Annotated in this window: 26 protein-coding genes and 2 pseudogenes; 14 read left to right on the top strand and 14 right to left on the bottom strand. The window is 63.2% G+C overall.

What is annotated here, in order from left to right; translation table 11 throughout:
* Positions 1–33 precede the first annotated feature (33 nt).
* Positions 34–834: an endonuclease/exonuclease/phosphatase family protein gene (locus Q1A71_RS05385; RefSeq protein ID WP_299672650.1), complete on the bottom strand. Its 801-nt coding sequence runs from the start codon at positions 832–834 to the stop codon at positions 34–36.
* A gap of 669 nt (positions 835–1,503) precedes the next feature.
* On the opposite strand from Q1A71_RS05385, the gene Q1A71_RS05380 reads away from it, so the two are divergent.
* The 3 genes from Q1A71_RS05380 to Q1A71_RS05370 all read left to right on the top strand — a co-directional run bounded on the left by Q1A71_RS05380 (position 1,504) and on the right by Q1A71_RS05370 (position 2,921).
* Entirely contained in the window at positions 1,504–1,950 is a 447-nt protein-coding gene (locus tag Q1A71_RS05380; protein ID WP_299672648.1) for a globin domain-containing protein, read from the top strand.
* Between the two features lie 274 nt (positions 1,951–2,224).
* Positions 2,225–2,581, top strand: coding sequence for a DUF883 domain-containing protein (locus Q1A71_RS05375; RefSeq protein ID WP_299672646.1), 357 nt, complete (start codon positions 2,225–2,227; stop codon positions 2,579–2,581).
* A gap of 1 nt (position 2,582) precedes the next feature.
* A complete protein-coding gene (locus tag Q1A71_RS05370) occupies positions 2,583–2,921 on the top strand; it encodes a phage holin family protein (RefSeq protein WP_299672643.1) in 339 nt (112 codons plus the stop codon).
* A gap of 36 nt (positions 2,922–2,957) precedes the next feature.
* Here the strand turns inward: Q1A71_RS05370 and Q1A71_RS05365 are convergent, their stop codons facing one another.
* From Q1A71_RS05365 to Q1A71_RS05355, 3 genes are all read right to left on the bottom strand, one after another.
* On the bottom strand, positions 2,958–3,698 hold the full coding sequence (locus Q1A71_RS05365; protein WP_299672640.1) for a DsbA family protein: 741 nt from the start codon (positions 3,696–3,698) through the stop codon (positions 2,958–2,960).
* A complete protein-coding gene (rlmN, locus tag Q1A71_RS05360; protein WP_299672637.1) occupies positions 3,698–4,882 on the bottom strand; it encodes a 23S rRNA (adenine(2503)-C(2))-methyltransferase RlmN in 1,185 nt (394 codons plus the stop codon). Before rlmN ends, Q1A71_RS05365 begins: the two co-directional genes overlap by 1 nt.
* An 84-nt stretch (positions 4,883–4,966) precedes the next feature.
* Entirely contained in the window at positions 4,967–5,497 is a 531-nt protein-coding gene (locus Q1A71_RS05355) for an invasion associated locus B family protein (RefSeq protein ID WP_299672635.1), read from the bottom strand.
* Between the two features lie 175 nt (positions 5,498–5,672).
* On the opposite strand from Q1A71_RS05355, the gene Q1A71_RS05350 reads away from it, so the two are divergent.
* A complete protein-coding gene (locus Q1A71_RS05350; RefSeq protein ID WP_299672632.1) occupies positions 5,673–6,653 on the top strand; it encodes an asparaginase in 981 nt (326 codons plus the stop codon).
* Here the strand turns inward: Q1A71_RS05350 and Q1A71_RS05345 are convergent, their stop codons facing one another.
* Positions 6,654–6,971: a hypothetical protein gene (locus tag Q1A71_RS05345; protein ID WP_299672629.1), complete on the bottom strand. Its 318-nt coding sequence runs from the start codon at positions 6,969–6,971 to the stop codon at positions 6,654–6,656.
* A gap of 63 nt (positions 6,972–7,034) precedes the next feature.
* Positions 7,035–7,913 carry a phosphoserine phosphatase SerB gene (gene serB, locus Q1A71_RS05340; RefSeq protein WP_299672626.1) on the bottom strand — a complete coding sequence of 293 codons (879 nt, stop codon included), beginning with the start codon at positions 7,911–7,913 and terminating at the stop codon, positions 7,035–7,037.
* A 158-nt stretch (positions 7,914–8,071) separates the two neighbouring features.
* On the opposite strand from serB, the gene Q1A71_RS05335 reads away from it, so the two are divergent.
* The 3 genes from Q1A71_RS05335 to Q1A71_RS05325 all read left to right on the top strand — a co-directional run bounded on the left by Q1A71_RS05335 (position 8,072) and on the right by Q1A71_RS05325 (position 11,698).
* Positions 8,072–9,211 (top strand): phosphoserine transaminase, encoded by a 1,140-nt coding sequence (locus tag Q1A71_RS05335; RefSeq protein WP_299672623.1) that lies wholly within the window; start codon positions 8,072–8,074, stop codon positions 9,209–9,211.
* A gap of 92 nt (positions 9,212–9,303) precedes the next feature.
* The gene (gene serA / locus Q1A71_RS05330) at positions 9,304–10,899 is read left to right on the top strand and encodes a phosphoglycerate dehydrogenase (protein WP_299672620.1); all 1,596 of its coding nucleotides are present in this window, start codon (positions 9,304–9,306) and stop codon (positions 10,897–10,899) included.
* Positions 10,900–10,960: 61 nt separating this feature from the next.
* The gene (locus Q1A71_RS05325; RefSeq protein WP_299672617.1) at positions 10,961–11,698 is read left to right on the top strand and encodes a metallophosphoesterase family protein; all 738 of its coding nucleotides are present in this window, start codon (positions 10,961–10,963) and stop codon (positions 11,696–11,698) included.
* A gap of 56 nt (positions 11,699–11,754) precedes the next feature.
* Here the strand turns inward: Q1A71_RS05325 and tdh are convergent, their stop codons facing one another.
* From tdh to Q1A71_RS05310, 3 genes are all read right to left on the bottom strand, one after another.
* Positions 11,755–12,798, bottom strand: coding sequence for an L-threonine 3-dehydrogenase (tdh, locus tag Q1A71_RS05320; RefSeq protein WP_299672614.1), 1,044 nt, complete (start codon positions 12,796–12,798; stop codon positions 11,755–11,757).
* Positions 12,798–13,982 carry a glycine C-acetyltransferase gene (locus Q1A71_RS05315; protein ID WP_299672611.1) on the bottom strand — a complete coding sequence of 395 codons (1,185 nt, stop codon included), beginning with the start codon at positions 13,980–13,982 and terminating at the stop codon, positions 12,798–12,800. The genes tdh and Q1A71_RS05315 overlap by 1 nt, the downstream gene beginning before the upstream one ends.
* Positions 13,983–14,087: 105 nt before the next feature.
* The gene (locus Q1A71_RS05310; protein ID WP_299672608.1) at positions 14,088–14,651 is read right to left on the bottom strand and encodes an XRE family transcriptional regulator; all 564 of its coding nucleotides are present in this window, start codon (positions 14,649–14,651) and stop codon (positions 14,088–14,090) included.
* Between the two features lie 208 nt (positions 14,652–14,859).
* On the opposite strand from Q1A71_RS05310, the gene Q1A71_RS05305 reads away from it, so the two are divergent.
* On the top strand, positions 14,860–16,038 hold the full coding sequence (locus Q1A71_RS05305; RefSeq protein WP_299672599.1) for an acetyl-CoA C-acyltransferase family protein: 1,179 nt from the start codon (positions 14,860–14,862) through the stop codon (positions 16,036–16,038).
* 194 nt (positions 16,039–16,232) lie between these two features.
* Here the strand turns inward: Q1A71_RS05305 and ubiB are convergent, their stop codons facing one another.
* A complete protein-coding gene (ubiB, locus tag Q1A71_RS05300) occupies positions 16,233–17,780 on the bottom strand; it encodes a 2-polyprenylphenol 6-hydroxylase (protein ID WP_299672596.1) in 1,548 nt (515 codons plus the stop codon).
* An 80-nt stretch (positions 17,781–17,860) separates the two neighbouring features.
* A complete protein-coding gene (ubiE, locus tag Q1A71_RS05295) occupies positions 17,861–18,613 on the bottom strand; it encodes a bifunctional demethylmenaquinone methyltransferase/2-methoxy-6-polyprenyl-1,4-benzoquinol methylase UbiE (protein WP_299672593.1) in 753 nt (250 codons plus the stop codon).
* Positions 18,614–18,700: 87 nt separating this feature from the next.
* Between ubiE and mutM the strand changes: the two genes are divergently transcribed.
* From mutM to Q1A71_RS05280, 3 genes are all read left to right on the top strand, one after another.
* Complete coding sequence (gene mutM, locus Q1A71_RS05290; protein ID WP_299672589.1) at positions 18,701–19,552, top strand: bifunctional DNA-formamidopyrimidine glycosylase/DNA-(apurinic or apyrimidinic site) lyase; 852 nt, start codon at positions 18,701–18,703, stop codon at positions 19,550–19,552.
* A 64-nt stretch (positions 19,553–19,616) separates the two neighbouring features.
* Positions 19,617–20,393 carry an enoyl-CoA hydratase gene (locus Q1A71_RS05285; protein WP_299672586.1) on the top strand — a complete coding sequence of 259 codons (777 nt, stop codon included), beginning with the start codon at positions 19,617–19,619 and terminating at the stop codon, positions 20,391–20,393.
* Between the two features lie 66 nt (positions 20,394–20,459).
* On the top strand, positions 20,460–21,053 hold the full coding sequence (locus tag Q1A71_RS05280) for a histidine phosphatase family protein (protein ID WP_299672583.1): 594 nt from the start codon (positions 20,460–20,462) through the stop codon (positions 21,051–21,053).
* On the opposite strand, the pseudogene Q1A71_RS05275 reads toward Q1A71_RS05280, so the two are convergent.
* The 3 genes and pseudogenes from Q1A71_RS05275 to Q1A71_RS23640 all read right to left on the bottom strand — a co-directional run.
* Positions 21,054–21,602 (bottom strand): annotated as a pseudogene (locus Q1A71_RS05275) (Hint domain-containing protein); the annotation flags it as partial.
* Positions 21,603–21,680: 78 nt separating this feature from the next.
* Positions 21,681–21,872 carry a hypothetical protein gene (locus tag Q1A71_RS05270; RefSeq protein WP_299672580.1) on the bottom strand — a complete coding sequence of 64 codons (192 nt, stop codon included), beginning with the start codon at positions 21,870–21,872 and terminating at the stop codon, positions 21,681–21,683.
* Positions 21,873–21,952: 80 nt separating this feature from the next.
* Positions 21,953–22,210, bottom strand: a pseudogene (locus tag Q1A71_RS23640) (lamin tail domain-containing protein); the annotation flags it as partial.
* Between the two features lie 278 nt (positions 22,211–22,488).
* Here Q1A71_RS23640 and rpsT point away from each other — a divergent pair.
* From rpsT to dnaN, 3 genes are all read left to right on the top strand, one after another.
* Positions 22,489–22,752: a 30S ribosomal protein S20 gene (gene rpsT, locus Q1A71_RS05265; protein ID WP_299672577.1), complete on the top strand. Its 264-nt coding sequence runs from the start codon at positions 22,489–22,491 to the stop codon at positions 22,750–22,752.
* Between the two features lie 543 nt (positions 22,753–23,295).
* Complete coding sequence (dnaA, locus tag Q1A71_RS05260) at positions 23,296–24,669, top strand: chromosomal replication initiator protein DnaA (RefSeq protein ID WP_299673194.1); 1,374 nt, start codon at positions 23,296–23,298, stop codon at positions 24,667–24,669.
* 142 nt (positions 24,670–24,811) lie between these two features.
* Positions 24,812–25,930: a DNA polymerase III subunit beta gene (gene dnaN, locus Q1A71_RS05255; protein ID WP_299672574.1), complete on the top strand. Its 1,119-nt coding sequence runs from the start codon at positions 24,812–24,814 to the stop codon at positions 25,928–25,930.
* Positions 25,931–25,968: the final 38 nt, after the last annotated feature.

Here is a 25,968-nt window from a genome sequence, read left to right as displayed (position 1 = left end):
GGTCGCACCAAGGTCGGCTTTTGCCGCGATGAGTTACAATTCCAAGATGAGTGGGCAGTGATCTGAAACCTCCGGGTCGTAGACGACGTCGAAGCCCGTCACCGCCGCCTCCCGATTGATCAGCATGTAATCGGCGTACCGGCCCGGTTTTTTGTAGTACGAGTTTCGAGTGCCTTTGAAGCCTCGCGCAGTCACCAGCTCGGACATGCCTGCTTCGGATAGGATCTTTAGCGTTTGACTGTCCGGCTCAACATTGAAGTCGCCACATATCACCGTCAGGTCATCCGGTTCTGACACCTGACGGGAGAGATCAATCAACTTCTGCGCTTGGGCCGAACGCTCCGGCGTATCCATCTTACCATTCAGGTCGCGCAGTCCGTGCATGTGTGTGACGCTCAAGGGGCGGTTCGCAATATAGTCAAACACACGCACCCCGTGAGCACTGCGTGACCTCGGGTGATCGCCGTATCCGACCGGCGAAAAGTCTTTGTGTACAAATGCCTGCACCTGCCCAACAATAGGCAAAGAGCGATGCACGAAGGTCGCGAGGCCCCATTGTGATGCGATGGATTTCTCCTCGTCCCACAAGACGCCCTGTGCCGCCGGGCAGAATACTGCGACGTGATCTGGTAATGCACGACAGACATCGCGAAAGAAATTCGCCCTCTGCGGAAGAACGTGATCGCCGTCACGATAAGTCAGCCAGTCTTTTTCGGTCTCGGGGCTGTGCACGACCTCTTGAAGACACAGAATGTCGGGGGCTGTGGTCGCGATGTAAGGCAGCAACTCTTCGTGCAGTTTGCCGCCCCAACCGTTTAAGCACATGATTTTCATGACTCACCCCCGATGCTTGGAAACGGACTTTCGTTGCAACGAAGAGAAGTGGCAAGTTGGGCCTATTTGAGACAGTCCCCCCATCCTGCGCCGAGATCCAGCTGCCATCTTGGGCCGGTCACGTCGTGAAGGTAGAGGCCAAAAGACGTTCCACACCAGGTCTCAAAGCCTGACCGAGGGAAATCCGGACAAGCCAAGCGCCCGGCGCCATCGGGGTGAAGGCATGGCGCTCCGACTCAGCCAAAACCGTGTCGTCGCAGCCTCTCTGGACTGGCAATGTGCGGCCCCATGGCCGCAGTCTTCGCGTGGCAGATCGGCGGGCACGGGCGGCTGCGCCCTCTGATCTTCAAATCAGATGCGCATCTTCGGAAGGCGTAAGGGGTGGTGGGCCGCCCGCCGGGCGAACTGGCAGAACTCTGTATCGGGCGAGGCAAACCTCTGTCGCACAAAGCGAAACCATGCACCGCCTCGTGCCGGATCTCGCTCCCCGACGCGTGGTGGCACCAAGATGTCCTGCATTTTTGCCTGACCCTGATGCAAAAATGTGGGTTGTTCCATCGGGTGCCAAAACCTACTGTTCCCGCCAGGGTGATATCGCCTATCCTCTTGTCATCGCTGGACAAACCATTTGGCTGGGCGCACATCGCGGGATGATGGCGGAGCACGGGTATGGATCTGAGCCAAGACGACATAGATGCCATCCGTGCGTCCTACATGCAGCTGTCCTCCGATCTGCAGCACGCGGGCGATATCTTCTATGAGGCGCTCTTCGAAATCGCACCCGAGACGCGCGACCTGTTCCTGGCCGATATGAGCGCACAATCCATGAAGCTCATGAGCACGCTCGGGCTGGTGGTGTCGCAACTGCAGAATTCGGATGAGCTGGAACCGGTGGTCAAGGATCTGGCGCTGCGGCATCTCGCCTATGGCGTCGAGGAGAAGCACTACGAGCAGGTTCGGGAGGCCCTGATGAAGATGCTCACCGTTCTTCTGGATCACGAAGGCGCCGCCACGGCGCAGGCGGCCTGGGCACGGGCCTATGATGCGCTGGCGGGTGTCATGGTCAAAGTGGCCTACCCGGAGCGGCGCAGCGGAATTTCCGCGCTGGTCGACTGAAAACACGCCGCGCACCCCGCGGTCTGTCTTGTGGGCTTGAGCCGCCCGACCCGTCGCGCCCATCAGCGCGCCGCGCAGGTGATCGGGCCCGCTCTGCCAGCGATCATCGATGTGACCAAAAAGCAGTCACACCACGACGCCAGCCGGCTCAGCGCGATGGGGGCCGGGCGGCCTTTGCAGGCGCCATGGAACCTTTGCCGCAGACACCGCGTTGAGACCCCGAACACATTGCAGCGGCCCCGCTCCCGGGGCCCATTTTATTCAGGAGGGCCAAATGGCACAGGCACGTACAAACGGAAAAGCCGACGTCACGGACGTCACAGCGCAAATCGACACGATCAAGCAGGATATCGCAGCCCTGACTGCCCTTATGACAGAGGTTGCCCAGGACAAGAAGGACGAAGCCAAGGAGCGCGCCGCCAGCAAGGCCGCGGCCTTCAAAGCGTCCGCGGCCGAGACGATGGATAGCGCGCAGGTCCGAGCCAAGGATGCGGGCGAAAAGGTCCGCTCGGAGGCGGAAGCCGCCTATCACAAGGCCGAAGAATCGGTGCGCCAGCAACCCGCCATGGCGGTCGGGATCGCCGCAGGTATCGGCTTCCTCGTCGGGTCCCTGGTCGCACGCCGGTCGTAAGATGTTTGCGCGACTTCGCCGCTCCATCCGCCACGCTGCCCAGCGGTTCGCGCTGGGCAGCGTCGGCGCCCTGATGGGTCTGGTCGGGCTCGGCTTTCTGAGCGCCTCGGGGCTCATGCTGCTTCTGACGCTCACCGACCCGATCACCGCCTGCGCGATCATGGGCGGCGCCTACCTCGGTGTGGGCTTGCTGATGATGGTGGCCGCCCGCGGGTCAGGATCGGATGATCCACCCGCCGTTCCGCAGAACGCGCGCCAAGAGGCACAGGAACTGCCCCCACTGGCCGCCGCGTTCATGCAAGGCATGGCGCAGGGCATGGCGCACCAGAGCCACCGATAGAACACGGGCCGCCCCTCCGGCGGCCCTTAGTCGTGTCTAGGGCGTGCAGCCCGGCCACCCCCGCGCCTGCTCCAATTCGATCAGACGCACCAGATCCTCTTCCGGCAAGGCGCCCACAACCACCGTCCGCCCCACAACAAGCCCGGGCGTCCCCGGAATGCCCAGCGCCCGCCCCAGCGCAAGCGCGTCATTCACCCGCTCATCCATCTCCGCGCTTGCCACATCCCGGGCAAGCTGCGCCGGGTCGAGCCCATGCCGCGCCGCCACATCACGCAGACCGGCGGGCCCCGGGCGCAGCACGCTCTGCATCATCGCAAGATGAACCTCCTTGTGATCCGCCTGCGCCGACGCCGCCAAGGCAAGCCGCGCCGCCTGCACCGACCGCTCCCCCAGCAGTGGCAGTTCGTGAAAAACCAGTGAGATGGCCGCACCAGAGGCTTCAATCTCCGCAAGCCGCCGGTCCAGCACCGCACAATAGGGGCAAAAATAGTCACTGAAGACCGCAACCGGCAGATGACCCGGCGCAACGCTCTGCGGAAAGATCAGCGGGCAGAGCGCTTCGGGCAGGCGCGCGCTTGCCGCCTCCTCCTCCGTTGTCTGCAGCCCGGCAAAAAGGTCCACACCGCCCGACAGCGCGCCCCGCTCCAACCGGCGGAACCCCGGCAAGGTCGGCATATCCGTGAAATCAAACGCGGCACTCCGACGGCGCAGGATCGGCGGCAGGGCCAGAGCCACGGCCACCGCCCCCCCGAGGATCAGGGCATCGCGCCGCCGCATCAGGCGCGGGCCACACCCGCCTCGGCTTCGATCTCCCGGAGCGACTTGCGCGCCCGCTCGGTCGCCGACTTCAGCTGCCCGCAGGCCGCCATGATGTCCTCCCCGCGCGGCGTCCGGATCGGCGAGGCATAGCCCGCCTTGTAGATGATATCCGCAAAGGCCCGGATCCGGTTGTTCGACGACCGCTTGTAGGGCGCGCCGGGCCATTCGTTGAACGGGATGAGGTTGATCTTGGCCGGGATCCCGTCGATCAGCTTGACCAGCCGCCGCGCGTCCTCGTCACTGTCGTTCACCCCGTCCAGCATCACGTATTCAAAGGTGATCCGCTCGGAATTCGACACTTTCGGATAGCTCCGCAACGCGTCCAGAAGCTCCGCGATGTTCCAGCGCTTGTTGATCGGCACCAGCCGGTCGCGCACCTCATCCGTGGTCGCATGGAAACTCACCGCCAGCTGACAGCCAATCTCCTCCGCCGTGCGCGCGATCTCAGGCACCACACCGGATGTCGACAGCGTGATGCGGCGGCGGCTGAGCTGGATACCCTCCGCATCCATCGCGATCTTCATCGCATCCCGCACATTCTCGAAATTGTAGAGCGGCTCGCCCATGCCCATCAGAACGATATTGCTCAGAAGCCGCGTCTCGTCCTTGGGCGCCCCGATCTCGGGCCACTCGCCCAGATCGTCCCGCGCCATCATGACCTGCCCGATGATCTCGCCCGCCGTGAGGTTGCGCACCAGCTTCTGCGTGCCGGTGTGACAGAACGAACAGGTCAGCGTGCAGCCCACCTGCGACGACACGCAGAGCGTGCCACGCCCCTCTTCGGGGATGTAGACCACCTCCACCTCATGCCCGCCCGCGATCCGCACAAGATACTTGCGCGTGCCGTCTTCGCTCACCTGCTTCGAGACGACCTCGGGGATCTCGATCACAAAGCGCTCTTTCAGCTCCGCCCGGAACGTCTTGGCGAGGTTGGTCATCGCATCGAAGTCGCGCACGCCCCACTGGTAGATCCACTGCCAGATCTGGCCCACGCGCATCTTGGACTGTTTCTCGGGCACACCCGCCTCGATCAGCGCGGCGCGCATGGCATCCCGGGTCAGCCCGACAAGGTTGACGGGCCCCTCCGGCAGCTTGCGCGGAATGGTGTGAACATCCTGTGTGATCGGCGCGGCGGCAGACATGGGCTTTCCTGACATGGCGAAGATGCGCCTCTATATAGAGGTTTGCGCCAGGATCAAAAGGAAAACACCGTCAGATCTCCGCGATCAGCTGGCGCAGCGCCTCTCGGCCTCTTCAAGAGCGGCAGTAAAGCCCAACAGCGAGAAGGTGTCCTTCGTCGTCGTGCCGCGGCTCGACAGCCCGGTCACCACCGCATTGGCCCCGCGTTTCATGGCGGCGACGATCTTTGCATCTTCCTGAGCGTTCTCCGACCAGGCCCATTCGCCCGACGTGAAAAGCGAGAAACTGCTGCCGCTGATCTCCAGATTGACCTTGGAGCCGTCTGCAAAGGGGTATCCGCCCGTGAAGGTCACCACCCCATTGGCGTCCGCGCCGGGCCGATAAAACACCATCAGCAGGATCTGCCCGCGCTGGGCTGCAACCACGCGGCCATCTCGGGTGTTCACGGTTTCCTTGGGGATCGACACGCCCCAGCATTCCTTGGGGTCGGTTTCCTCGAAGACGGTCCAGTCGGTCTTCTCGGCGACCACGTTGCTGCTTTCATCCTGCGCCTGCGCGCTCAGAGCCGTCAGCGCCAACACCGACACAACCCCTGCAACCTTTTGAAAAACTCGCATGTCTTACAGCCTCCAGCCGTCTTAACCTCAATTCTCCGTGGTCTGCGCTGCGCCTTTTTGGCACCTTCTCTTGCAAGACCCGATGTTCTCCTCGACAAGTGTCACAGTAGCGCAAAATCCGCGAGACCGGAACGGGCGATGTGCAGGTTTTTGCCAAATTTCTTGAGGGTCTGGAATGATACACGCGGCACCCATGGTCGAAATCTGGCGGGGCGAGTTTCTGGAAAGCGCCCATGCCGGCCACGCCGTCGTCTGTGATGCGTCCGGCGACATCGTCGAGGCCTGGGGCGATGCGGACGCCACCGTATTGCCACGCAGCTCGGCAAAGATGATCCAGGCCTTGCCGCTGATCACCTCGGGTGCTGCGGATCGGGCGCGGCTGACATCGGAACATCTGGCGCTGGCCTGCGCCTCGCACAACGGTGCGGCGATCCACACCGACCGGGTCGCGGATTGGCTGGAAACCCTCGCGCTGGATGACGACGCCCTGCGCTGCGGCCCGCAGATGCCAGACAACCGCGCGGCGCGCGAGGGTCTCATCCGCGGGGCCAAGAGCCCCTGCCAGATACACAACAACTGCTCGGGCAAGCACACCGGCTTCCTGACACTCGCCAAACATCTCGGCGCGGGACCAGAGTATATCGAGCCCGATCACCCGGTCCAGACAGCCGCGCTCGAGGCCTTCGAGACGGTGACCGATGAGACCTCACCCGGTTTCGGGATCGATGGCTGCTCCGCCCCGAACTTCGCCTGCACCCTGCGCGGCATGGCCCGTGCCATGGCACAGTTCGCCGCCGCGCCCCAGGACAGCCCCGAGGCACGTCTGCACGAGGCGATGCGCCTGCACCCCGATCTCGTCGCGGGAGAGGGGCGCGCCTGCACCGAGCTGATGCGCGCCATGGACGGCAAAGTCGCGATCAAGACCGGAGCGGAGGCCTTCTTCACCGCCATCCTGCCCGACCAGAAGCTCGGCATCGCGCTCAAGATCACCGATGGCAGCACCCGCGCCTCCGAATGCGCCATTGCCGCCATTCTGGTGAAACTCGGCGTGCTGGAGCCCGACCACCCCGCCACACGCAAACGCATGAACGCGCCGATCCTGAACCGCCGCAAGGTCCAGACCGGCTGGATCAGACCCGCCGCGGCGCTGGCCTGATCACATCAGATTGTGAATCTCGGCCACCTCGATGGAGCCGGACCCGTCGACCACCATGGGGCATCCCTTGGCCAGACCCACGGCACCCTCCATGGTGTCCGCGGTCACGATACTGAACCCGGAGATCGGGTTCGCGCCGCCGTGGTCCTCCACCGCCGTCGCCGTCACCGTCTTTGACATCCCCACCGGATTCCCTGGGTTCACAACCGCATCGCCCATGTCCTGAAACCACGCCTCCCAGGCGGCCATAGCCTTGGCGCCCTCTTCCTGCGTCTCCGGTGTCTTCCCGCCGTGATAGGCAAAAACATAGTCTGGCATCTCGACCCCCTTGTCCTCTGCTGCCACGCGCAGCCTAGCACATTCGCCCCGAGTCGTCGCCGATCAGCCCGTCACGAACTCCGAGGCGGCATATCCCTGCAGATAGAGCAGCGCCGTCAGGTCCCCGTGATTGATCCGCACGTCGCATTGCGCGGCCACGGCTGGCTTCGCATGCAGCGCCACCCCGGTGCCCGCACGGTGCAGCATGCCCAGATCATTCGCACCGTCACCAACGGCCAGAACATCCGCCTCCGAAAGGCCCAGACGCCCAGTGATCTCGACCAGCGCATCCACCTTCGCCTGTTTCCCGAGGATCGGCATCCCCACCTCGCCGGTCAGCCGCCCACCCTCCGACAACAGCGTGTTGGCGCGGTTTTCATCGAACCCAAGGTCCGCCGCCACCGCAGAGGTGAAATCCGTGAACCCGCCCGAGACCAGCGCCGCATAAGCCCCATTGGCCTTCATCGTGGCCAGCAAAACCTTCCCGCCGGGCATCAAGTCGATGCGCTCCTCCAGCACCCGTGTGATGGTCGACACCGGCAGGTCTTTCAGCAGACCAACGCGCGCGCGCAGCGCGCCTTCGAAGTCCAGCTCGCCATTCATCGCCCGTGCCGTGATCTCCTTCACGCGCGCGCCCACACCCGCCTCATCGGCCAGCTCGTCAATGCACTCCTGCCGGATCATCGTGCTGTCCATATCCGCGAGCAGCAGTGCCTTGCGACGGCCCCCGCGCGGCTGCACCACCAGATCCACCCCCTGCGCCTGCACATCGGCCCAGACCTCCCAACGGTTGCCGGGGATCTCGGGCACCTCAAACTCCGCCGCCTCATCCGGCGCGAGCCACTGCACCGCCCCGCCCCCCCAGGCATTGCGCAGCGCCTCGACAAGCGCGGGGTCGAGCAAGCGCCGTGCGGGCGCAGTCAGAAGGGTGACGATGGGCATGAAAGAAGTTTCCGATTGGCGCAAAGGATGTCGCAGAATTGCGACGCGGCGCCGTTCTAGCCGCGTTTTTTCCGTTGCGCCAGAGGCCGGAGCCCCATAGACCCATCCGTGGGACACCCTTCCCCAACGAAGGGCGCATATCTGGAAGGATAGCATTGATGGCTACTGAACGACCGGCTGCGCGGCCGGTAAACCCGCGTTTTTCGTCTGGCCCCTGTGCCAAACCCCCCACATTTGACCTGACCAAACTGTCCGACGCGCCGCTCGGCCGCTCGCACCGTGCCGCCGAAGGCAAGGCCAAGCTGCTGGCCACGATCGAGCGCACGCGCGAAATCCTGGGCGTGCCTGCGGACTATCGCATCGGCATCGTGCCCGCCTCGGACACCGGCGCTTTCGAGATGGCCATGTGGTCGCTCCTCGGTGCGCGCCCGGCAGAGATGGTGGCCTGGGAAAGCTTCGGCGCGGGCTGGGTCACCGATGTGGCCAAGCAGCTCAGGATCGAACACACCGTTCATACTGCCGAGTACGGCGAGATTGTCGACATGGCCGCGCTGAACTACGACAACGATGTCTGTTTCACCTGGAACGGCACGACCTCCGGTGTGCGGATGCCCTCGGGCGATGTGATCCCGGCGGACCGCGCAGGCCTCACGCTCTGCGACGCGACCTCCGCGGCCTTTGCCGTCGATCTGCCCTGGGACAAGCTCGATGTGACCACCTACAGCTGGCAGAAAGTGCTGGGCGGCGAGGCGGCGCATGGCATGCTGATCCTAAGCCCCCGCGCCGTGGAACGGCTGGAAAGCTACACCCCGCCCTGGCCCCTACCCAAGATCTTCCGCCTGACCAAAGGCGGCAAGCTGATCGAGGGCATCTTCACCGGTGCGACGATCAACACGCCCTCCATGCTCTGCGTCGAAGACTACCTGCTGGCGCTCGATTGGGCGGAAGCGGTCGGCGGCCTGCCCGGCCTGATTGCGCGCGCGGACGCAAATACGGCTGCCGTCGCCGCCTTTGTCGAGGCGCACGACTGGATCGACTTTCTCGCCCGTGACCCCGCGACCCGGTCCAACACCTCGGTCTGTCTCAAGTTCACCGACACACGGATCAAAGACGGGGCGGCCTTCGCCAAGGCCATCGCGACGCGGTTGGCCGACGAAGGTGTGGCGCTGGACATCGGTGCCTATCGTGACGCACCGCCGGGCCTGCGCATCTGGTGCGGTGCCACCGTCGAGACCGCCGATATCGAGGCCATGCTGCCCTGGCTCGCCTGGGCCTTCGAGACCGAAATCTCCGCCTGAACACCGGGTGGCCTGAAAGCCCACCCCACCTGCCTGCAGGTCCGGTGGGCCTTGGGCCACCGCTCCCCACTTAGCTCACAAGGACCAACGACATGGCCCCTAAAGTTCTCATCTCCGACAAACTCTCCGACGCCGCTGTGCAGATCTTCCGCGACCGCGGTATCGACGTCGATTTCCAGCCCGACGTGGGCAAGGACAAGGAGAAGCTCGCCGCGATCATCGGCGACTATGATGGCCTCGCCATCCGCTCAGCCACCAAGGTGACGGAAAAGATCCTCGCGGCCGCTGACAATCTGAAAGTGATCGGCCGCGCCGGGATCGGCACCGACAACATCGACAAGGATGCCGCCTCGAAAAAGGGCGTGATCGTGATGAACACACCCTTCGGCAATATGATCACCACCGCAGAGCATGCGATTGCCATGATGTTTGCCGTGGCGCGTCAGATCCCCGAGGCCTCGGCCTCGACGCATGACGGCAAATGGGAGAAATCCAAGTTTATGGGGGTTGAGCTCACCGGCAAGACGCTGGGAGTGATCGGGGCGGGGAACATCGGCGGCATCGTCTGCGACCGCGCTCGGGCGCTGAAGATGAAGGTCCTCGCCTACGACCCCTTCCTCGGACAGGAAAAGGCCGAGAAGATGGGTGTCGAAAAGGTCGAGCTCGACGATCTGCTCGCGCGGGCCGATTTCATCACGTTGCACGTGCCCTTCACCGACCAGACGGCCAATATTCTCAGCCGCGAGAACATCGCCAAGACCAAGAAGGGCGTGCGGATCATCAACTGCGCGCGCGGCGGTCTGGTCGATGAAGAGGCGCTGGCCGAAGCGCTGACCTCCGGCCATGTGGCGGGCGCCGCCTTCGACGTCTTCAAGACCGAACCTGCGACCGAGAACCCGCTGTTCCACCTGCCCAACGTCGTCTGCACCCCGCATCTCGGCGCCGCCACCACCGAAGCGCAGGAGAATGTGGCCCTGCAGGTGGCCGAGCAGATGTCGAACTACCTGCTCACCGGTGCTGTGGAAAATGCGCTGAACATGCCCTCGGTCACCGCAGAAGAGGCCAAGGTCATGGGGCCCTGGGTCAAGCTCGCCGGACATTTGGGCAGCTTCATCGGCCAGATGACAGATGAGCCCATTCAGGCGATCAATATCCTCTATGATGGTGTGGTTGCCGGCATGAACCTCGAGGCGCTCAACTGTGGCGTCGTGGCGGGCATCATGAAAAAGGCCAATCCGGATGTGAACATGGTCTCTGCGCCCGTGATCGCCAAGGAACGCGGGATCCAGATTTCGACGACCAACCAGGACAAATCCGGGGTCTTCGAAGGCTACATCAAGGTCACGGTGGTCACGGCCAAACGGGAACGCTCCGTGGCGGGCACGGTGTTTTCCGACGGCAAGCCGCGGTTTATCCAGATCAAGGGCATCAACATCGACGCCGAAATCGGCTCCCACATGCTTTACACCACCAATGAGGACGTGCCCGGCATCATCGGAGCCCTGGGTCAGACCATGGGCGACAATGGCGTGAACATCGCGAACTTCACGCTGGGCCGGGCGGAGGCCGGTGGCGAAGCCATTGCGATCCTCTATGTCGACGAACCAGTCCCCGCCGAGGCCCGCGCCAAACTTGCGGAAACCGGGCTCTTCACCCAGATCAAGCCTTTGCAGTTTGACGTGGCCTGACAGGTCGATAGAAGCATGACAGCGCGCCTCACCGAGGACGCGCTGTGCGCTGGAGGCTGTCATGACCGATCCAATCTACGCCATTGGCGACGTGCACGGGCAGCTCGACGAGCTGCAGCGCGTGCTCGCCCTCATCGAGACGGACGGCGGCCCGGATGCGCAGGTCGTTCTGCTTGGAGACTACGTGGATCGCGGGCCAGACAGCCGCGGTGTGGTCCAGTTCCTGCTCGACGCGCAGATGCAGGGGCGCAACTGGATCACGCTCAAGGGCAACCATGACCGCTACCTGAGCCGGTTTCTCAACGACATGACCGTCTATGACAGCGCCACGAGCCACGAGTTGCACTGGTTCAACCCAAGGCTGGGTGGGGACAAGACAATGGCGTCCTATGGCGTCACGGCTGACGAAACCGATCTGTTGCAGCCTGTTCTGGCGGCCGCCCGGACGGCCGTCCCGCAAGCGCATCGGGCGTTTCTGGCCGACCTGCCGCTGATGCACGTGACGGACGACCTGCTCTTCGTGCACGCGGGCCTCCGCCCCGGGGTGCCGCTCGAAGAGCAGGTGGAGGATGATCTCATCTGGATCCGCAAAGGCTTCATCGACGATCAGACCGACCACGGGCGGCTTGTGGTGCATGGCCACACGTCGCTCGACTGGCCGGAACACGCCGGCAACCGGGTCAACCTCGACGGCGGCGCTGGCTACTTCCGGCCCCTGCATGCGGCGGTCTTCGAAGGGCGGCATGGCTGGTTGCTCTCGGAGCAGGGGCGTCAGCCCATCCCGCCAGCGCGCAGCTGACACCGACTGACCTCTCGCCAAACCCCGGGTGGCGCGCGCCGTCCAGATGCCACGCCCTAGGCCTCCGTCCAATCAAGCACAACCTTGCCGGACCGGCCCGACTTCATCGCGGCAAACCCGGCCTCAAACGCATCCACGCCAAACCGATGCGTGATCACCCGGCTCACATCGAGCCCGTTCTGCAGCATCGCGATCATCTTGTACCAGGTCTCGAAAATCTCGCGCCCGTAGACGCCCTTGATGGTGATGGCCTTGAACACGATCCGGCTCCAATCCACCGGCGACTTGCCCGGCGGGATGCCCAGCATCGCGATACGGCCCCCCATGGTCATCGCCTCGACCATCTGGTCGAGCGCGCGCTGATTGCCCGACATCTCCAGGCCGACGTCAAAGCCCTGTTTCATCTTCAGATCAGAGACTGTTTCTGCCAAATCGGCCTCACCCACGTTCACCGGCACCACATCCGCAACCTCCGCGGCCAGCGCCAGCCGGTCGGCGTTCACATCCGTGATGACCACATGGCGCGCGCCCACATGCCGCGCCACCGCCGCCGCCATGATCCCGATGGGCCCCGCACCCGTGATCAGCACATCTTCGCCCACCAGATCAAAGCTCAGCGCCGTGTGCACCGCATTGCCCAATGGATCGAGGATCGCACCGATGTCATCGGAAATCTCATCCGGCAGCGGCACCACGTTGAACGCAGGCAGCTTCAGATACTGCGCAAAGGCCCCCTGCTCGTTCACCCCGATGCCGCGCGTCGCCGGATCGAGATGGAACTTGCCCGCCCGGCTCTGCCGCGAGGTCTTGCCAATCAGATGCCCCTCGCCCGAACAGCGCTGGCCAATGGCCAAATCCCCCACGTTAGAGCCGATTTCGACAATCTCCCCGGCAAACTCATGCCCAGTGATCAGCGGCACCGGCACGGTCTGCGACGCCCAGTCGTCCCAGTTCCAGATGTGAATGTCCGTGCCGCAAATACCGGTCTTCTTCACCCGGATCAGCACATCATCAGGCCCGATCTCGGGCACCGGCGCATGGATCATCCACAGCCCCTCCCGGGGCTCCAGTTTCGCCAGCGCTTTCATCTCATTCGTCATCAGATCACCCCGCAGGCCGTGCCCGCCGTTTTGAACGCCGCAAGCGCCCGGTCCAGCTCCTCACGGGTCAGCGCCGCATTCATCTGCGTGCGAATGCGCGCCTGCCCGCGCGGCACGACAGGGAAGAAGAACCCCGACACATAGACCCCCTCGTCAAAGAGCCGCGCCGCCATATCCTGCGCCAGTTGCGCCTCGCCCAGCATCACCGGCACAATCGGATGCTCCCCGGGCAACAGGTCAAATCCCAGCGCCTCCAGCCCCGCCCGCCAATAGGCGGTGTTTTCAAAAAGCCGTGTGCGCAGGTCGTCCCCCTGCGCCACCAGCTCCAGCGCCGTGATGCCCGCCGCCACGATGCTAGGCGGCAAGGAGTTGGAAAAGAGATAAGGCCGCGCACGCTGGCGCAACAGATCAATGACCACCTGTGGCCCGGCGATATATCCGCCGATCGCACCGCCCAGCGCCTTGCCCAGCGTGCCGGTGAGGATGTCCACCTCCACCCCCGCATGCGCCGGGGTGCCCGCGCCCTGCGGCCCCATAAAGCCTGTGGCGTGGCAGTCATCCACCATCACCATCACATCGTATTTTTCGGCCAAGGCTTTGATCTCCGGCAGCTTCGCAAGATACCCGTCCATGCTGAAGACACCGTCCGTCGCGATCAGGATGAACCGCGCGCCCTCCTCCCGCGCCAGCTGCAACTGGCCCTCCAGATCCGCCATGTCGGAGGTCGCATAGCGGTACCGCTTCGCCTTGCACAGCCGGATGCCGTCGATGATAGACGCATGGTTCAGCGCGTCCGAGACGACCGCATCCTCCGGCCCGAGCAGGGGCTCGAAAAGCCCGCCGTTCGCATCGAAACAGGCGGCAAAGAGGATCGAATCCTCCATGCCAAGGAAAGCGGCCAGCTTCTGTTCCAGCTCCCGGTGCAGATCCTGCGTGCCGCAGATGAACCGCACCGAGGCCATGCCGAACCCGCGCGGGTCCATGGCGTCCTTCGCCGCCGCGATCAGTGCGGGATGATCGGCCAGCCCCAGATGGTTGTTGGCGCAGAGATTGATCACCTCCCGCGGCCCGACCGAGATCTGTCCGCCCTGCGGCGAGGTGATCACCCGCTCGCGTTTCATCATCCCGTCCGCCGCGATCTGCTCCAGCGTGGCGGCGACGTGCTCGAGATAGGCGTGCGTCATGATCGGACTCCTCTGTTCTGCAAGCCTCTACCATATCGACTTTGATTCCGAAATAGCGGAAATTCAGGATGGCGGATTTTTTCCGTAATTACGGATTTGACCGGATCAGGCGTCCTGGACCACCAGAAACGCGCGCACCGCGCCGCGCGCCGCGATCCGGTGCGGCACATCAGCGGCATAGCGCGCGGTGTCGCCCGCCTCCAGCCGCTGGCAGTCCTCGCCGCTGGTGACCTCCAGTGCCCCTTCGATCACCGTCAGATGCTCGCGCGCGCCACGGGTGTGCGGCTGGCTGTCGAGCTGGCCGCCCGCCGCAATGCTCAGCTCATAGACCTCGTGCCGCCCTGCCTCCTCGGGCGGCGACAGAATGCGGATACGGCAGCCGGCCCCCAGATTGTCGATGGTCGGCACGGCGCCCGCGCGCAGCACCTCGATCCGGGCCGCGTCCTGCGCCCCGTCCAGAAGCCCGGCAAAGTCGACCTGCAGCGCCCGGGTGAGGTTCCACAGCGTCGCGATGGTTGGGCTCGACTCGCCGCGCTCGATCTGGCTGACCATCGAGCGCGACACCCCCGAGAGCTTCGCCACCGCATCAAGCGACAGCCCCTGCGCGCGCCGCGCCTCTTTCAGGCGCGCGGGCAATTGCGTCAGGATAGCGTCGGTGTCCTCCGTCATGGCGGACAATGGGCCGTGTCACTGCGGATTTGTCAATGACCAAAGCGTAACCCGACCGCGCGCCGCGCACCGACGTAATACCGACGTGATACCGACGCCATACCGACAGGCCACCGACGCGGTTTTCCGGGCTGACCGCACGTCGGGGCTGACAAAGCCAGAGCCGCTGCGCATACTCCTCGGCAAGACCTTCAGCAGGAGAGATTTCATGACCCGCGACATCGTGATTCTGGGCGGCGCCCGCACCGCCATCGGCACCTTCGGCGGGTCGCTCGCCGGAACCCCACCCATTGATCTGGGCACCACCGCTGCCAAGGCCGCGCTGGAGCGCGCAGGCGTCGAAGGTCGCCAGATCGGCCATGTGGCCTTCGGCCACGTGATCAACACCGAGCCGCGCGACATGTACCTCAGCCGCGTGGCCGCGATGCAGGCGGGCGTGCCCGACACGGTGCCCGCGATGAACGTCAACCGGCTCTGCGGATCGGGCGTCCAGGCCATTGTTTCCGTTATACAATCTCTGATGCTGGGCGATGCGGAGTTTGGCCTGGCCGGTGGGGCCGAGAATATGTCGCGCTCTCCCTTTATCGTGCCCGACCAGCGATGGGGCGCCAAAATGGGCGATATTCGCGCGCTCGACATGATGCTGGGTGCGCTGAACTGCCCCTTCGGCACCGGTCACATGGGGGTGACAGCCGAGAATGTGGCCGCCGAGCATGACATCAGCCGCGCCGATCAGGATGCTTTTGCGCTGGAGAGCCAGAGGCGGGCCGCAGCGGCCATCGAGGCTGGTCATTTCGCCAGCCAGATCGCGCCCGTCGAAGTCCGCGTGAAGCGGGACATGGTGCCGTTCACGGTCGACGAACACCCCAAGGCCACCACCCCCGAGGCCCTCGCAGGCCTGCGCGCCGTCTTCCAGAAGGACGGCAGCGTAACCGCCGGAAATGCAAGCGGAATTAACGATGGCGCAGGCGCCATCGTGCTGGCCAGTGCAGAGGCCGCAGAGGCTGCAGGACTGTCGCCAAGAGCCCGCATCCTGGGCTATGCGCACGCCGGTGTCCGGCCCGAGGTCATGGGCATCGGCCCGGTGCCGGCGGTGCAAAATCTGCTTGAGAGCACCGGCCTGACAGCCGGGGATTTCGACGTCATCGAAAGCAACGAAGCCTTCGCCGCACAGGCTCTGGCGGTGAGCAAGAATCTCGGTTTCGATGCCGCAAAGGTCAATCCCAACGGCGGCGCAATCGCGCTGGGCCATCCTGTCGGCGCCACGGGCGCCATCATCACGGTGAAAGCTCTTTATGAACTCGAGCGGACCGGGGGATCGAAAGCGCTGATCACCATGTGCATCGGCGGCGGGCAGGGCATCGCGCTTGCAATTGAACGCATGTGATGTAACCCCGCGAATAACTCACGGCAGTACAGGCATTTCGCCTCAAGCCTTTGAAACATAAAAACATCGGAGCCGCCCCATGGTCTGCAAGATCGTCTTCCGTCGGCAATCGGCAGGTTCGGGCGGGCTTTAGGCCGCCCGCGCCCGCCGTCGGTGCCGCGCTCAGAACGGAGCGCACGCTGCCCAGGTCCCGCTCAGAACAGCGTCATGTCGATCAGCATCAACGTCGCGGCTCCGCTGACACCGATGGAAATACCGAAGACAACAGCGAGGAACACCCGCTCCATCAGCCCGCGCGGGCGCGCGGGGTCTTCCGCGTTGCTCTGCCGCACGAGAGCGGCCTCGACCATGCCCGGCAAGCGGGGGCCAAAGCGGGTGACGACCCGCGCGGTTTTGGCCAGATCGGTGAGCACGGCCTTGGGCCCGATGGATTTTGAGATGTAGTCGGTGACGAGCGGGGCGGCGACCTGCCAGATGTTGATCTGCGGGTTCAAAGACCGCGCCACCCCTTCGACCACCACCATGGTGCGCTGCAGCAGGATGAGCTCCGTCCGCGTCTCCATACCGAAGCGTTCGGTCACCTCGAAGAGGTAGTTGAGCAGCCGTCCCATGGAAATCTTCGAGGCATCCATGCCAAAAATGGGCTCACCCACAGCGCGGAGCGCGCGGGCGAATTCATCCACATCCTTGTCGGCGGGCACGTAGCCTGCCTCGAAATGCACCTCGGCCACGCGCTTGTAGTCCTTGCGGATAAAGCCAAAGAGGATCTCGGCATAAACCCGGCGCGTGTATTCGTCGATGTGGCCCATGATCCCGAAGTCGTAGGCGACGATGTCCCCGTTTGGCGCGACCTTGAGGTTGCCCTGGTGCATGTCGGCGTGGAAATAGCCGTCGCGCAGCGCGTGGTTGAGAAAGAGCTTCAGCACCCGGTCGCCCAGATCGACGCGGTTGTGACCCGCAGCATCGATGGCGGCATTGTCGCCCATGGGCACGCCGTCGGCCCAGCCCAGCGTCATCACGCGGCGGGCGGAATATTCCCATTTCATCGGAGGCAGCTGAAAGCCCTCGTCATTCTTGGTGTTCGCGGCGAATTCCGAGGCGGCGGAGGATTCCAGCCGCAGATCCAGCTCGCCGCGCACAACGCCGTCGAAGTGTTCGATCACCTCCATCGGGCGCAGGCGGCGGGAGCCGGGTGAGAATATCTCGACCATGCGGGCCGCGAGATAGAAGGCATCCACATCCTTGCGGAAGGCTTTTTCGATACCCGGGCGGAGGACCTTGACCGCGACAGCTTCCCCGTTTGAAGCCAGCTTGGCCTTATGGACCTGTGCGATGGAGGCGGCGGCGACGGGTTCGCTGAATTCCGAGAAGATCTGATCCACCGGCAGGCCTAGCTCCCGCTGCACCTCGGCCTTGGCCTCCTCAACAGAGAAGGGCGGCAACTTGTCCTGCAGCACCCGCAACTGGATTGCCAGCTCGTCGCCCACAACATCCGGGCGTGTCGAGAGGATCTGTCCAAATTTGATGTAGGCAGGGCCCAAGGCCGTGAGCGCGCGGGTTGCGGGCGGCATGGTCGGATCGCCCGCATAGCCCAGCCATTTAAACGGCAGTCCCAGCGCGCGAGCGACGAACCGCAACGCTGGCGGTGCCTCAAAAGCATCGAGTACGACGTTCATCGCGCCGGTACGTTCGAGCGTGGCGCCCGTGCGGATCAGCCGCCAGATATTGTGAGGGCCACGCACTTAGATCCCTGTTCCCCAACTGGATTGCAGGACAGAGCCCGACATTCTCGCGCGCGGCACAGACGCATTGGCGGTTGACATCACAGCTTCCACCCCGAGTGCAGGCAGGCAACGCCCATGGTCAGGTTGCGATACTTCGCATTGCCGAAGCCCGCGGCACGGATCATGCCAAGGAACGTCTCCTGATCGGGGAAATTTCGAATAGATTCCACGAGGTATTGATAGCTGTCGCGGTCATTCGCGATCACCTGCCCCATGCGCGGGATCACGTTGAAGCTGTAAAGATCATAGGCCTTCTGCAGCGCCGGGTTCGGCAGCTGGCTGAATTCGAGCACCATGAGACGCCCACCGGGTTTCAGTACGCGGTAGGCCTCGGCGAGCGCCTCCTCGGGGCGGGTCACATTCCGGATCCCGAAGGAGATGGTGTAGACGTCGAAGCTGTTGTCGTCGAAAGGCAGGGCCATGGCGTCGCCGACGACCCAGTCGAGACTGTCCTGCATCTGCGCCGCATCCGCTCGTTTGCGGCCTTCGACCAGCATGGGCTCGGTGAGGTCGAGGACGGTGGCGTGGCCGGACCCTGCTCGTTTGAGAAACCTAAAGGAGATGTCGCCCGTGCCCCCCGCCACATCGAGCAGCTTTTGCCCAGGCCGCGGTGCCAGCCAGTCCATCATCGCGTCTTTCCAGAGGCGATGGATGCCGCCGGACATCACGTCGTTCATGATGTCGTATCGGCTGGCCACGGAGGCGAAGACTCCCTGAACGCGCCCCGCCTTTTCAGCTTCGGGCACGGTCTCATAACCGAAGTGGGTGGTTTTGTCGGTCTCGTTACTCATGGGGTCTTGTGGTCCTTGCCGCTTCGCCTTTTGTTATAGGCTTCATGGGCGGATGCACAATGCGGCCCGATTGTCGCGGGGAGAGCGGTGCCAGAATTGCCAGAGGTCGAAACCGTGCGGCGCGGGCTGGAGCCCGCGATGACGGGCGCAGTGATTGCGCGGGCCGATGTGAACCGGCCCGATCTGCGTTGGCCGTTTCCCGACGCAATGGCCGAACGGCTGACGGGGCAACGGGTGGAACGGTTGCGGCGGCGGTCGAAGTACATTCTGGCCGATCTAAGCTCGGGCGAGACGCTGCTCATCCATCTGGGCATGTCGGGGCGAATGATGGTCTCGGGCGATCCGCTTGAGCAATTCGTGCATGACCACCCTGCCCCCGAAAAGCACGACCACGTGGTCTTTCACATGGAGAACGGCGCGCGGATCACCTTCAACGACCCCCGACGATTCGGGGCGATGGACCTGATGCAGACGGCAACAGCGTCAGAGCACAAACTGCTTGCCGTGCTGGGGCCGGAGCCTTTGGGCAATGAATTTCACCAAGATCACCTGATCGCGGCCTTCAAGGGCAAGATGACGCCGGTGAAGTCGGCCCTGCTGGACCAGCGCATTGTCGCAGGGCTAGGCAATATCTACGTCTGCGAGGCGCTCTACCGCGCAAAAATCAGGCCGACGCGCAAAGCCGGGCGGATTTCTGCGGCACGGGTGGCAGCACTGGTGCCGATCATCCGCACGGTGCTGGCGGAGGCTATTGAGGCAGGCGGGTCGTCACTGCGGGATTTCCGCCAAGCCGATGGCGAACTTGGATATTTCCAGCACAGCTTTGACGTCTATGGTCGCGAAGGCGCTCCCTGCCGGACCGCCGATTGCCCCGGCGTCATCGGGCGAATCGTGCAATCGGGTCGCTCATCTTTCTTCTGCGCGCAATGCCAAAGATAGCTTGAACCTCGGTCATGCTTGGTATTGAGTCGAACTCTCAGTGACCACAACGAGAGCTTTGCGGATGGCCTACGAGACGATCATCGTTGAGATTGAGAACCATGTGGCCCAGATCACGCTGAACCGGCCCGACGCCCTGAACGCCCTGAACGACGAATTGATGAAAGAACTGGCCGATGCGCTGACTGAGGCGCAGGCCAACGACAAGGTGCGCTGTATCATCATCACCGGCTCGGAGAAGGCCTTTGCCGCCGGGGCAGATATCGCGATGATGAAGGACAAGAGCTTTGTCGAAGCTTTTTCGGGCGATCTCTTCACGCCTGAGACCGAAGCGATCATGCGGGTACGCAAGCCGATCATCGCAGCCGTCTCGGGCTATGCATTGGGGGGCGGCTGCGAACTGGCGATGATGTGTGACTTCATCATCTGCTCGGACACCGCGAAGTTTGGCCAGCCTGAGATCAACCTAGGCGTGGTGGCTGGCATCGGGGGGACGCAGCGGCTCACCCGGATTGTGGGCAAGTCGAAGGCCATGGACATGCATCTGACCGGGCGCTTCATGGACGCCGATGAAGCGGAGAAGTCCGGCCTCGTCAGCCGTGTGGTGCCCTGCAAGAAGCTTCTGGAAGAAGCGCATGGGGCGGCCCAGAAGATCGCCGAGAAGTCGATGATCACGGTGATGGTCGTCAAGGAGGCTGTGAACCGCGCCTATGAGGTGCCGCTGCGCGAAGGTCTGCTCTTTGAGCGGCGGATGTTCCATGCGCTCTTTGCGACAGAGGACCAGTCGGAAGGCATGAGCGCATTCCTTGAGAAGCGCGAAGCCCAGTTCCGCGACAAGTAAGACAGCGCGCTCCAGTACGCTGGAGTGCCACGACCTCAGACCACATCAGTCAAGGGAGATCTGCGCATGCGCGGAACCTTACGTTATCTGACCCATCCCCAGGTGCGGATCGACCCCGATCTGGATATTCCGCTGTGGTCGCTAAACGAGGTGGGGCAGCAGCGTGTCGCCGCTCTGGCCGCGTCAGGGGCGATGGCGGGCACGACGTCAGTGATCAGCAGCGGCGAAACCAAGGCAATCGAGACCGCCAAGCCGCTGGCCACCGCGCTGGGGTCCAAGATGCAGGTGCGGGCGCTGATGCATGAGAATGACCGTAGCGCCACCGGCTTTCTGCCACCCGAGGAATTTGAGCAGGTGGCGGATGCCTTCTTTGCCGAGCCCGAGCGCAGCGTGCGCGGTTGGGAAACCGCGGCAGAGGCGCAGGCGCGCATCGTGCGAGAGTTCGAAGCCTGCCTCGCGGATCACGGACGGGGTGACCTGCTGCTGGTGGGGCACGGGGGGGTGGGCACCCTGCTCTATTGCCATTTGTCCGGGCAGCCGATCAGCCGAGAGCATGATCAGGGGCCCGGCGGCGGTGGATGCTATTTCGAATGCAATATGGACCGGCTGACGCCGCGCACGGGTTGGCAGCCGATGGAATTCCTCTACTCCGAGGGCTGATCAGCCTGACGCCTGCAGCGCGCCGTCATGATCGCGCAGACAGCGGCGTGTCTCCGCCACCGTGAGACAGCGCAGCGCCGGTGCTGGGTCGGCTCCGGAGAGCCGCATGATGTCCAGCCGATCCGAGATGGTACAGCGCGCCAGAAATGTGCGGCCTGGCATCAGGCTCTCGGTGGCGACCCCTTCGGCGAAGATAACCTGGTGACGGTCCAGCAGGATATGGTGGTAAGTGACCTGCCGACAGCCCTTCATCACGCGGACTTTCGGCAGATTGACCAAGCCGCGGGCCGGGACAAGGCAGTCTCCGTTTAGGAGAAAGCGATGCTGCGGCGATACGCGCAAGCTGCGCGTCGGCAGGTCTGGCCCAAGGCTACCGGGTTTGAATTCGATCGGATGTTGACCGGCAAAGGCCATCTGCGCGGCATTGAGCGGGCGGCTGCCGCGCCAACGAATACGTTGCGGGCCAAGTATCGCCGTCAGAACCAGATCGCCCACCTGCAGATCCTCCACCGGGTCCGGACCCTCAGGGGTACGAATCCGGGTGCCCGCCGCGAAACAGGGGACGCCAACATCCCGCGCTCGGTAGGTGCCAGTGCCGGGACTATAGCGGTACGCAGTGCCCGCCGATTAATCGGGCATGACCGCGTGGCCCTCCTCAGTGCCGACGTTGTTGGTGCCCGGAAATCCGGTTTCATTCTGCACATTGGGCTGGCGGGTCGACATGTTGAAAACGATATAGCCGCCGCTGGGTGGATCCACGAGTGCAATGGCCTCGCCTGCGCGGCCGCTGCTTCCTTGGGTGAGCAGGTTGGTCCGCACACCACCTGAACCAGACTCGACCCCGCCTTCGGAGGCTTCCTGAGCCAGCTGGGCGCGGGGCCGGTGATTTCGTTCACGATGTATAGCGTCTCGCCGGGTTGCAGAACCGTGCCGGGCGGAAAGGTGCGATAGAGCCCGTCCACCGGCCTGTCCGGCGCGCCGCTCCCAGTGGAATCCGACCAGATCTGCCAGCCTGAGATATCGAGGGGCGTCGCGTTGTCATTGCTGATCGAGACGAACTCGTCTTCCTGGGTGGCCGCGCCGTCCCTATCGGTATCGAACGGGGTCTGGCCTCCGCCCGTACCGCTGTTGTCGCCATAGATCTGGTCGAACCGCACTCCTGATGGCTGCACACCGCCCCATCGCGGCGTGTCGCGCTCGGTGGCTACCAACGCGCGGCGACATCGGTCAAGACAGCGCTGGGCGGGAGGGGCCACTTTGCCTCGCGATAGAGTACTGACTTTCGGCTTTGCAATCCGGTCAAAGCGGCATATAGAGCCCGCCAGACATGCGTGTGCGGCCCGCTTTGGCTAGAATCACCTACCGGGGTTTCGAAAACCGGGTTGGCAGCATTGTGCATGAACGACACATCAACGCCGAAGAAGGTGAGACACATATGGCCAATTCGCCCCAAGCCAAGAAGCGCGCCCGCCAGAACGAGGCACGCTTCCAGATCAACAAAGCGCGCCGGTCGCGCATCCGGACATTCCTGCGCAAGGTCGAGGAGGCGATTGCCTCAGGCGACAAGGATACGGCGTCCGCTGCTCTGCGTGCGGCTCAGCCGGAGCTGATGCGCGGTGTGACCAAGGGGGTGTTTCATAAAAACACCGCTGCACGGAAAATTTCGCGACTGTCGGCGCGAGTCAAAGCGTTGGGCTGATTGCTGCCGCGCTGGGGCCCCAAGGTTCCCCAGAAATGGTGATAAGAAGCGCCGGTCGTCGGCGCTTTTTTGCATTTATGAGACTCTTTTTGCGCGCCAAGAGATTCTTTTTTGAAAATGCAGAGTCAAGAATGAAGATCAGTTGCCGTGCCGCGGGCGAAGTTGCTACCTATATCGTGCGATTCATTTCGTCATGGGGGGACAGGCCCTGAAGAGCTCTTCGCGCTGCTGCGACAGAGAGAGATTCAGGGGCTGGGTGTCACTAAAAAGGAGACGCCTTCAGTCTGCAAATGCTGCGCAACAGCGGTTTGCCCTGTCAAAAAAGAGCGGACGGTGTCGTCTGATTGGAACACGCACCCGGTGCAGGGTGCACGATCCGGTCAGGCATTGCCTAATCTGTAAATGTCCATTGGACGTTGACCTGGTTTCGTGTGGGAGCAGGACAGGAGAGGTATGTTCGCGAACAAGACCGAAGAGGCGGTGCGGCATCTACATCGGGTGCGGCGCCAGAACTGGGAACGCGAAAAGGAAAACAGGTCTAACATGACTAAAGAGAAGTGGGGGCAGTTGAGGCAGAGACTGCTAAAGACGGTAGGGCAAAACAACTATACCAACTGGATCGAGCCGATTGAGTTTCGGGCGGCAAACGACGGGATCGCGACCTTTGACGTGCCGACGAATTTCCTGGGCAACTACGTCAGTCAGAATTTTGCGGATTTGATCCTGCATGAACTCAAGACCGAGGATCCGAGCTTGCGCCGCCTGCGGTTCGCGGTCCCTGCCCCCGTGGGCGCAGGCGCCGACATGCAGGAGGAAGCCGTGACCGAACAGAGACCCAATGCACCGAGAGCGGTGAAATCACCGGCGAGCAACGCATTGACGACGGCGCCGCTCGACAAGCGATTCACATTTGACACCTTCGTGGTGGGCAAGCCCAACGAATTGGCGCATGCTGCGGCCCGTCGCGTGGCCGAGGGTGGTCCGGTCACCTTCAACCCCTTGTTCCTATACGGTGGCGTTGGGTTGGGTAAGACCCACCTGATGCACGCGATTGCCCACGAGTTGCGCGCCCGCAGACCCGAAATGAACGTGCTCTACCTCTCCGCCGAACAGTTCATGTACCGCTTTGTGCAAGCCCTCCGCGACCGCAAGATGATGGATTTCAAAGAAATCTTTCGCTCGGTCGATGTGCTGATGGTGGATGATGTGCAGTTCATCGCGGGTAAAGATTCCACGCAGGAGGAGTTCTTTCACACGTTCAATGCGCTGGTGGATCAGAACAAACAGATCATCATCTCGGCAGACCGCTCGCCCAGCGAGATCAAGGATCTCGAAGACCGCGTGAAGTCGCGCCTGCAGTGCGGGTTGGTGGTGGACCTGCATCCGACCGACTATGAGCTGCGCCTGGGTATCCTGCAGAGCAAGGTCGAACAGCAGCGCGTGAACTACCCGGATCTGGAGGTCGAAGCGGGTGTGCTTGAATTCCTCGCGCATCGCATTTCCACCAACGTGCGGGTGCTGGAAGGTGCGCTGACGCGGCTTTTTGCTTTCGCCTCGCTGGTGGGCCGCGAGATCAACATGGAGCTGACGCAGGATTGTCTGTCGGACGTGCTGCGCGCCTCGGAACGCAAGATCACCGTCGAGGAGATCCAGCGCAAGGTCAGCGATCACTACAACATTCGCCTGTCTGACATGATTGGACCCAAGCGACTGCGCAGCTATGCAAGGCCCCGTCAAGTGGCGATGTATCTCTGCAAGAAGATGACTTCGCGGTCCCTGCCCGAGATCGGGCGCCGCTTCGGCGGGCGGGACCACACCACCGTCATGCACGGCGTGAAGCGCATTGAAGAGTTGAAAACCCAGGACGGCCAGATCGCTGAAGATTTGGAACTTCTGCGCCGCGCGCTGGAAGAATAGTCACACATTGAGACCCGCCTGGCCGTAAGCAAGCGGCGGGTCTTGACGCCCTGCCCTTTCCACCACACAAACCAATAAAACACTTGTGAAGTCGGTGGATAAGGGTACCTTGATCCTCCGGACTGGTGGGAGGATCAAGCACATGAAAATCAGCATCGAACGCGCGTCCCTGCTCAAGGCCGTATCGCAAGCCCAGTCCGTCGTCGAACGGCGCAATACGATCCCGATCCTCGCCAATGTCCTCATCGAAGCTGAAGGCAGCGATGTCAGCTTTCGCGCCACCGACCTCGATATCGAGGTGGTCGACAAGGCGCCCGCGCAGGTGGAGCGGGCCGGGGCGACCACTGTATCAGCAACAACCCTGCATGAGATCGTGCGCAAGCTGCCCGATGGCGCGCTGGTCACGCTGACCGCCGATGGCGCGACGGGTCGGCTCACCGTTGAGGCGGGGCGCTCGAATTTCTCGCTCGCGACGCTGCCCAAGGAAGACTTCCCGGTCATGGCGTCCTCGGAGTACGCATCGAACTTCTCGGCCTCCGCGCCGGTGCTGCGAAGACTCTTTGACAAGTCGAAGTTCGCGATTTCGACAGAAGAAACACGGTACTATCTCAACGGCGTCTATATGCACGTCTCGGATGCGGAGGGCGGCCAGGTGCTGCGCTGTGTGGCAACCGACGGGCACCGTCTGGCGCGGATCGACGCGGAGTTGCCGGAGGGGGCTTCGGACATGCCCGGCGTGATCGTGCCGCGCAAGACCGTGGGCGAGTTGCGCAAGCTGCTGGACGATGACGAGATGAAGATCGCCGTGTCAGTGAGCGAGACCAAGGTGCGCTTTGCCACGCCTGATATCACGCTGACCTCGAAGGTGATCGACGGCACCTTCCCGGATTACACGCGGGTCATTCCGCAGAACAATGCGCGCAAGCTGGAGGTGGATGCTTCGGACTTTGCGCAGGCGGTCGATCGGGTGGCGACGGTCAGCTCCGAACGCTCACGCGCGGTGAAGCTGCAGCTCGACGAAGACCGGTTGGTGCTGTCGGTGAACGCGCCGGATAGTGGCGCCGCAGAGGAAGAGCTGGCCGTGGCCTATGGCGATGAACGGCTAGAGATTGGCTTTAATGCCAAATACTTGCTGGAGATCGCAAGCCAGGTGGATCGCGAGAACGCGGTCTTCCTCTTCAACTCCTCGGGTGATCCGACCCTGATGCGCGAAGGCAATGACCAATCAGCGGTTTATGTGGTCATGCCGATGCGCGTTTAGGAGGATTTTGCCTCCGGCAGGCATATTTGACGAACAAT

The organism is uncultured Roseobacter sp. (assembly GCF_947493125.1).
Lineage (GTDB): Bacteria > Pseudomonadota > Alphaproteobacteria > Rhodobacterales > Rhodobacteraceae > Roseobacter.
This window is presented reverse-complemented; position numbering and strand designations above follow the sequence as displayed.

Coding starts and splice junctions, on each gene's coding strand:
- tdh (WP_299672614.1), bottom strand. CDS start 12,798: ATGACGAATGAGATGAAAGCGCTGGCGAAACTGGAGCCCCGGGAGGGG.
- ubiE (WP_299672593.1), bottom strand. CDS start 18,613: ATGAGTAACGAGACCGACAAAACCACCCACTTCGGTTATGAGACCGTG.
- Q1A71_RS05370 (WP_299672643.1), top strand. CDS start 2,583: ATGTTTGCGCGACTTCGCCGCTCCATCCGCCACGCTGCCCAGCGGTTC.
- Q1A71_RS05280 (WP_299672583.1), top strand. CDS start 20,460: ATGCGCGGAACCTTACGTTATCTGACCCATCCCCAGGTGCGGATCGAC.
- Q1A71_RS05375 (WP_299672646.1), top strand. CDS start 2,225: ATGGCACAGGCACGTACAAACGGAAAAGCCGACGTCACGGACGTCACA.
- Q1A71_RS05305 (WP_299672599.1), top strand. CDS start 14,860: ATGACCCGCGACATCGTGATTCTGGGCGGCGCCCGCACCGCCATCGGC.
- Q1A71_RS05325 (WP_299672617.1), top strand. CDS start 10,961: ATGACCGATCCAATCTACGCCATTGGCGACGTGCACGGGCAGCTCGAC.
- serA (WP_299672620.1), top strand. CDS start 9,304: ATGGCCCCTAAAGTTCTCATCTCCGACAAACTCTCCGACGCCGCTGTG.
- dnaA (WP_299673194.1), top strand. CDS start 23,296: ATGACTAAAGAGAAGTGGGGGCAGTTGAGGCAGAGACTGCTAAAGACG.
- rpsT (WP_299672577.1), top strand. CDS start 22,489: ATGGCCAATTCGCCCCAAGCCAAGAAGCGCGCCCGCCAGAACGAGGCA.
- Q1A71_RS05345 (WP_299672629.1), bottom strand. CDS start 6,971: ATGCCAGACTATGTTTTTGCCTATCACGGCGGGAAGACACCGGAGACG.
- Q1A71_RS05310 (WP_299672608.1), bottom strand. CDS start 14,651: ATGACGGAGGACACCGACGCTATCCTGACGCAATTGCCCGCGCGCCTG.
- Q1A71_RS05365 (WP_299672640.1), bottom strand. CDS start 3,698: ATGCGGCGGCGCGATGCCCTGATCCTCGGGGGGGCGGTGGCCGTGGCT.
- serB (WP_299672626.1), bottom strand. CDS start 7,913: ATGCCCATCGTCACCCTTCTGACTGCGCCCGCACGGCGCTTGCTCGAC.
- Q1A71_RS05315 (WP_299672611.1), bottom strand. CDS start 13,982: ATGACGCACGCCTATCTCGAGCACGTCGCCGCCACGCTGGAGCAGATC.
- Q1A71_RS05380 (WP_299672648.1), top strand. CDS start 1,504: ATGGATCTGAGCCAAGACGACATAGATGCCATCCGTGCGTCCTACATG.
- Q1A71_RS05335 (WP_299672623.1), top strand. CDS start 8,072: ATGGCTACTGAACGACCGGCTGCGCGGCCGGTAAACCCGCGTTTTTCG.
- rlmN (WP_299672637.1), bottom strand. CDS start 4,882: ATGTCTGCCGCCGCGCCGATCACACAGGATGTTCACACCATTCCGCGC.
- Q1A71_RS05385 (WP_299672650.1), bottom strand. CDS start 834: ATGAAAATCATGTGCTTAAACGGTTGGGGCGGCAAACTGCACGAAGAG.
- Q1A71_RS05350 (WP_299672632.1), top strand. CDS start 5,673: ATGATACACGCGGCACCCATGGTCGAAATCTGGCGGGGCGAGTTTCTG.
- Q1A71_RS05285 (WP_299672586.1), top strand. CDS start 19,617: ATGGCCTACGAGACGATCATCGTTGAGATTGAGAACCATGTGGCCCAG.
- dnaN (WP_299672574.1), top strand. CDS start 24,812: ATGAAAATCAGCATCGAACGCGCGTCCCTGCTCAAGGCCGTATCGCAA.
- Q1A71_RS05355 (WP_299672635.1), bottom strand. CDS start 5,497: ATGCGAGTTTTTCAAAAGGTTGCAGGGGTTGTGTCGGTGTTGGCGCTG.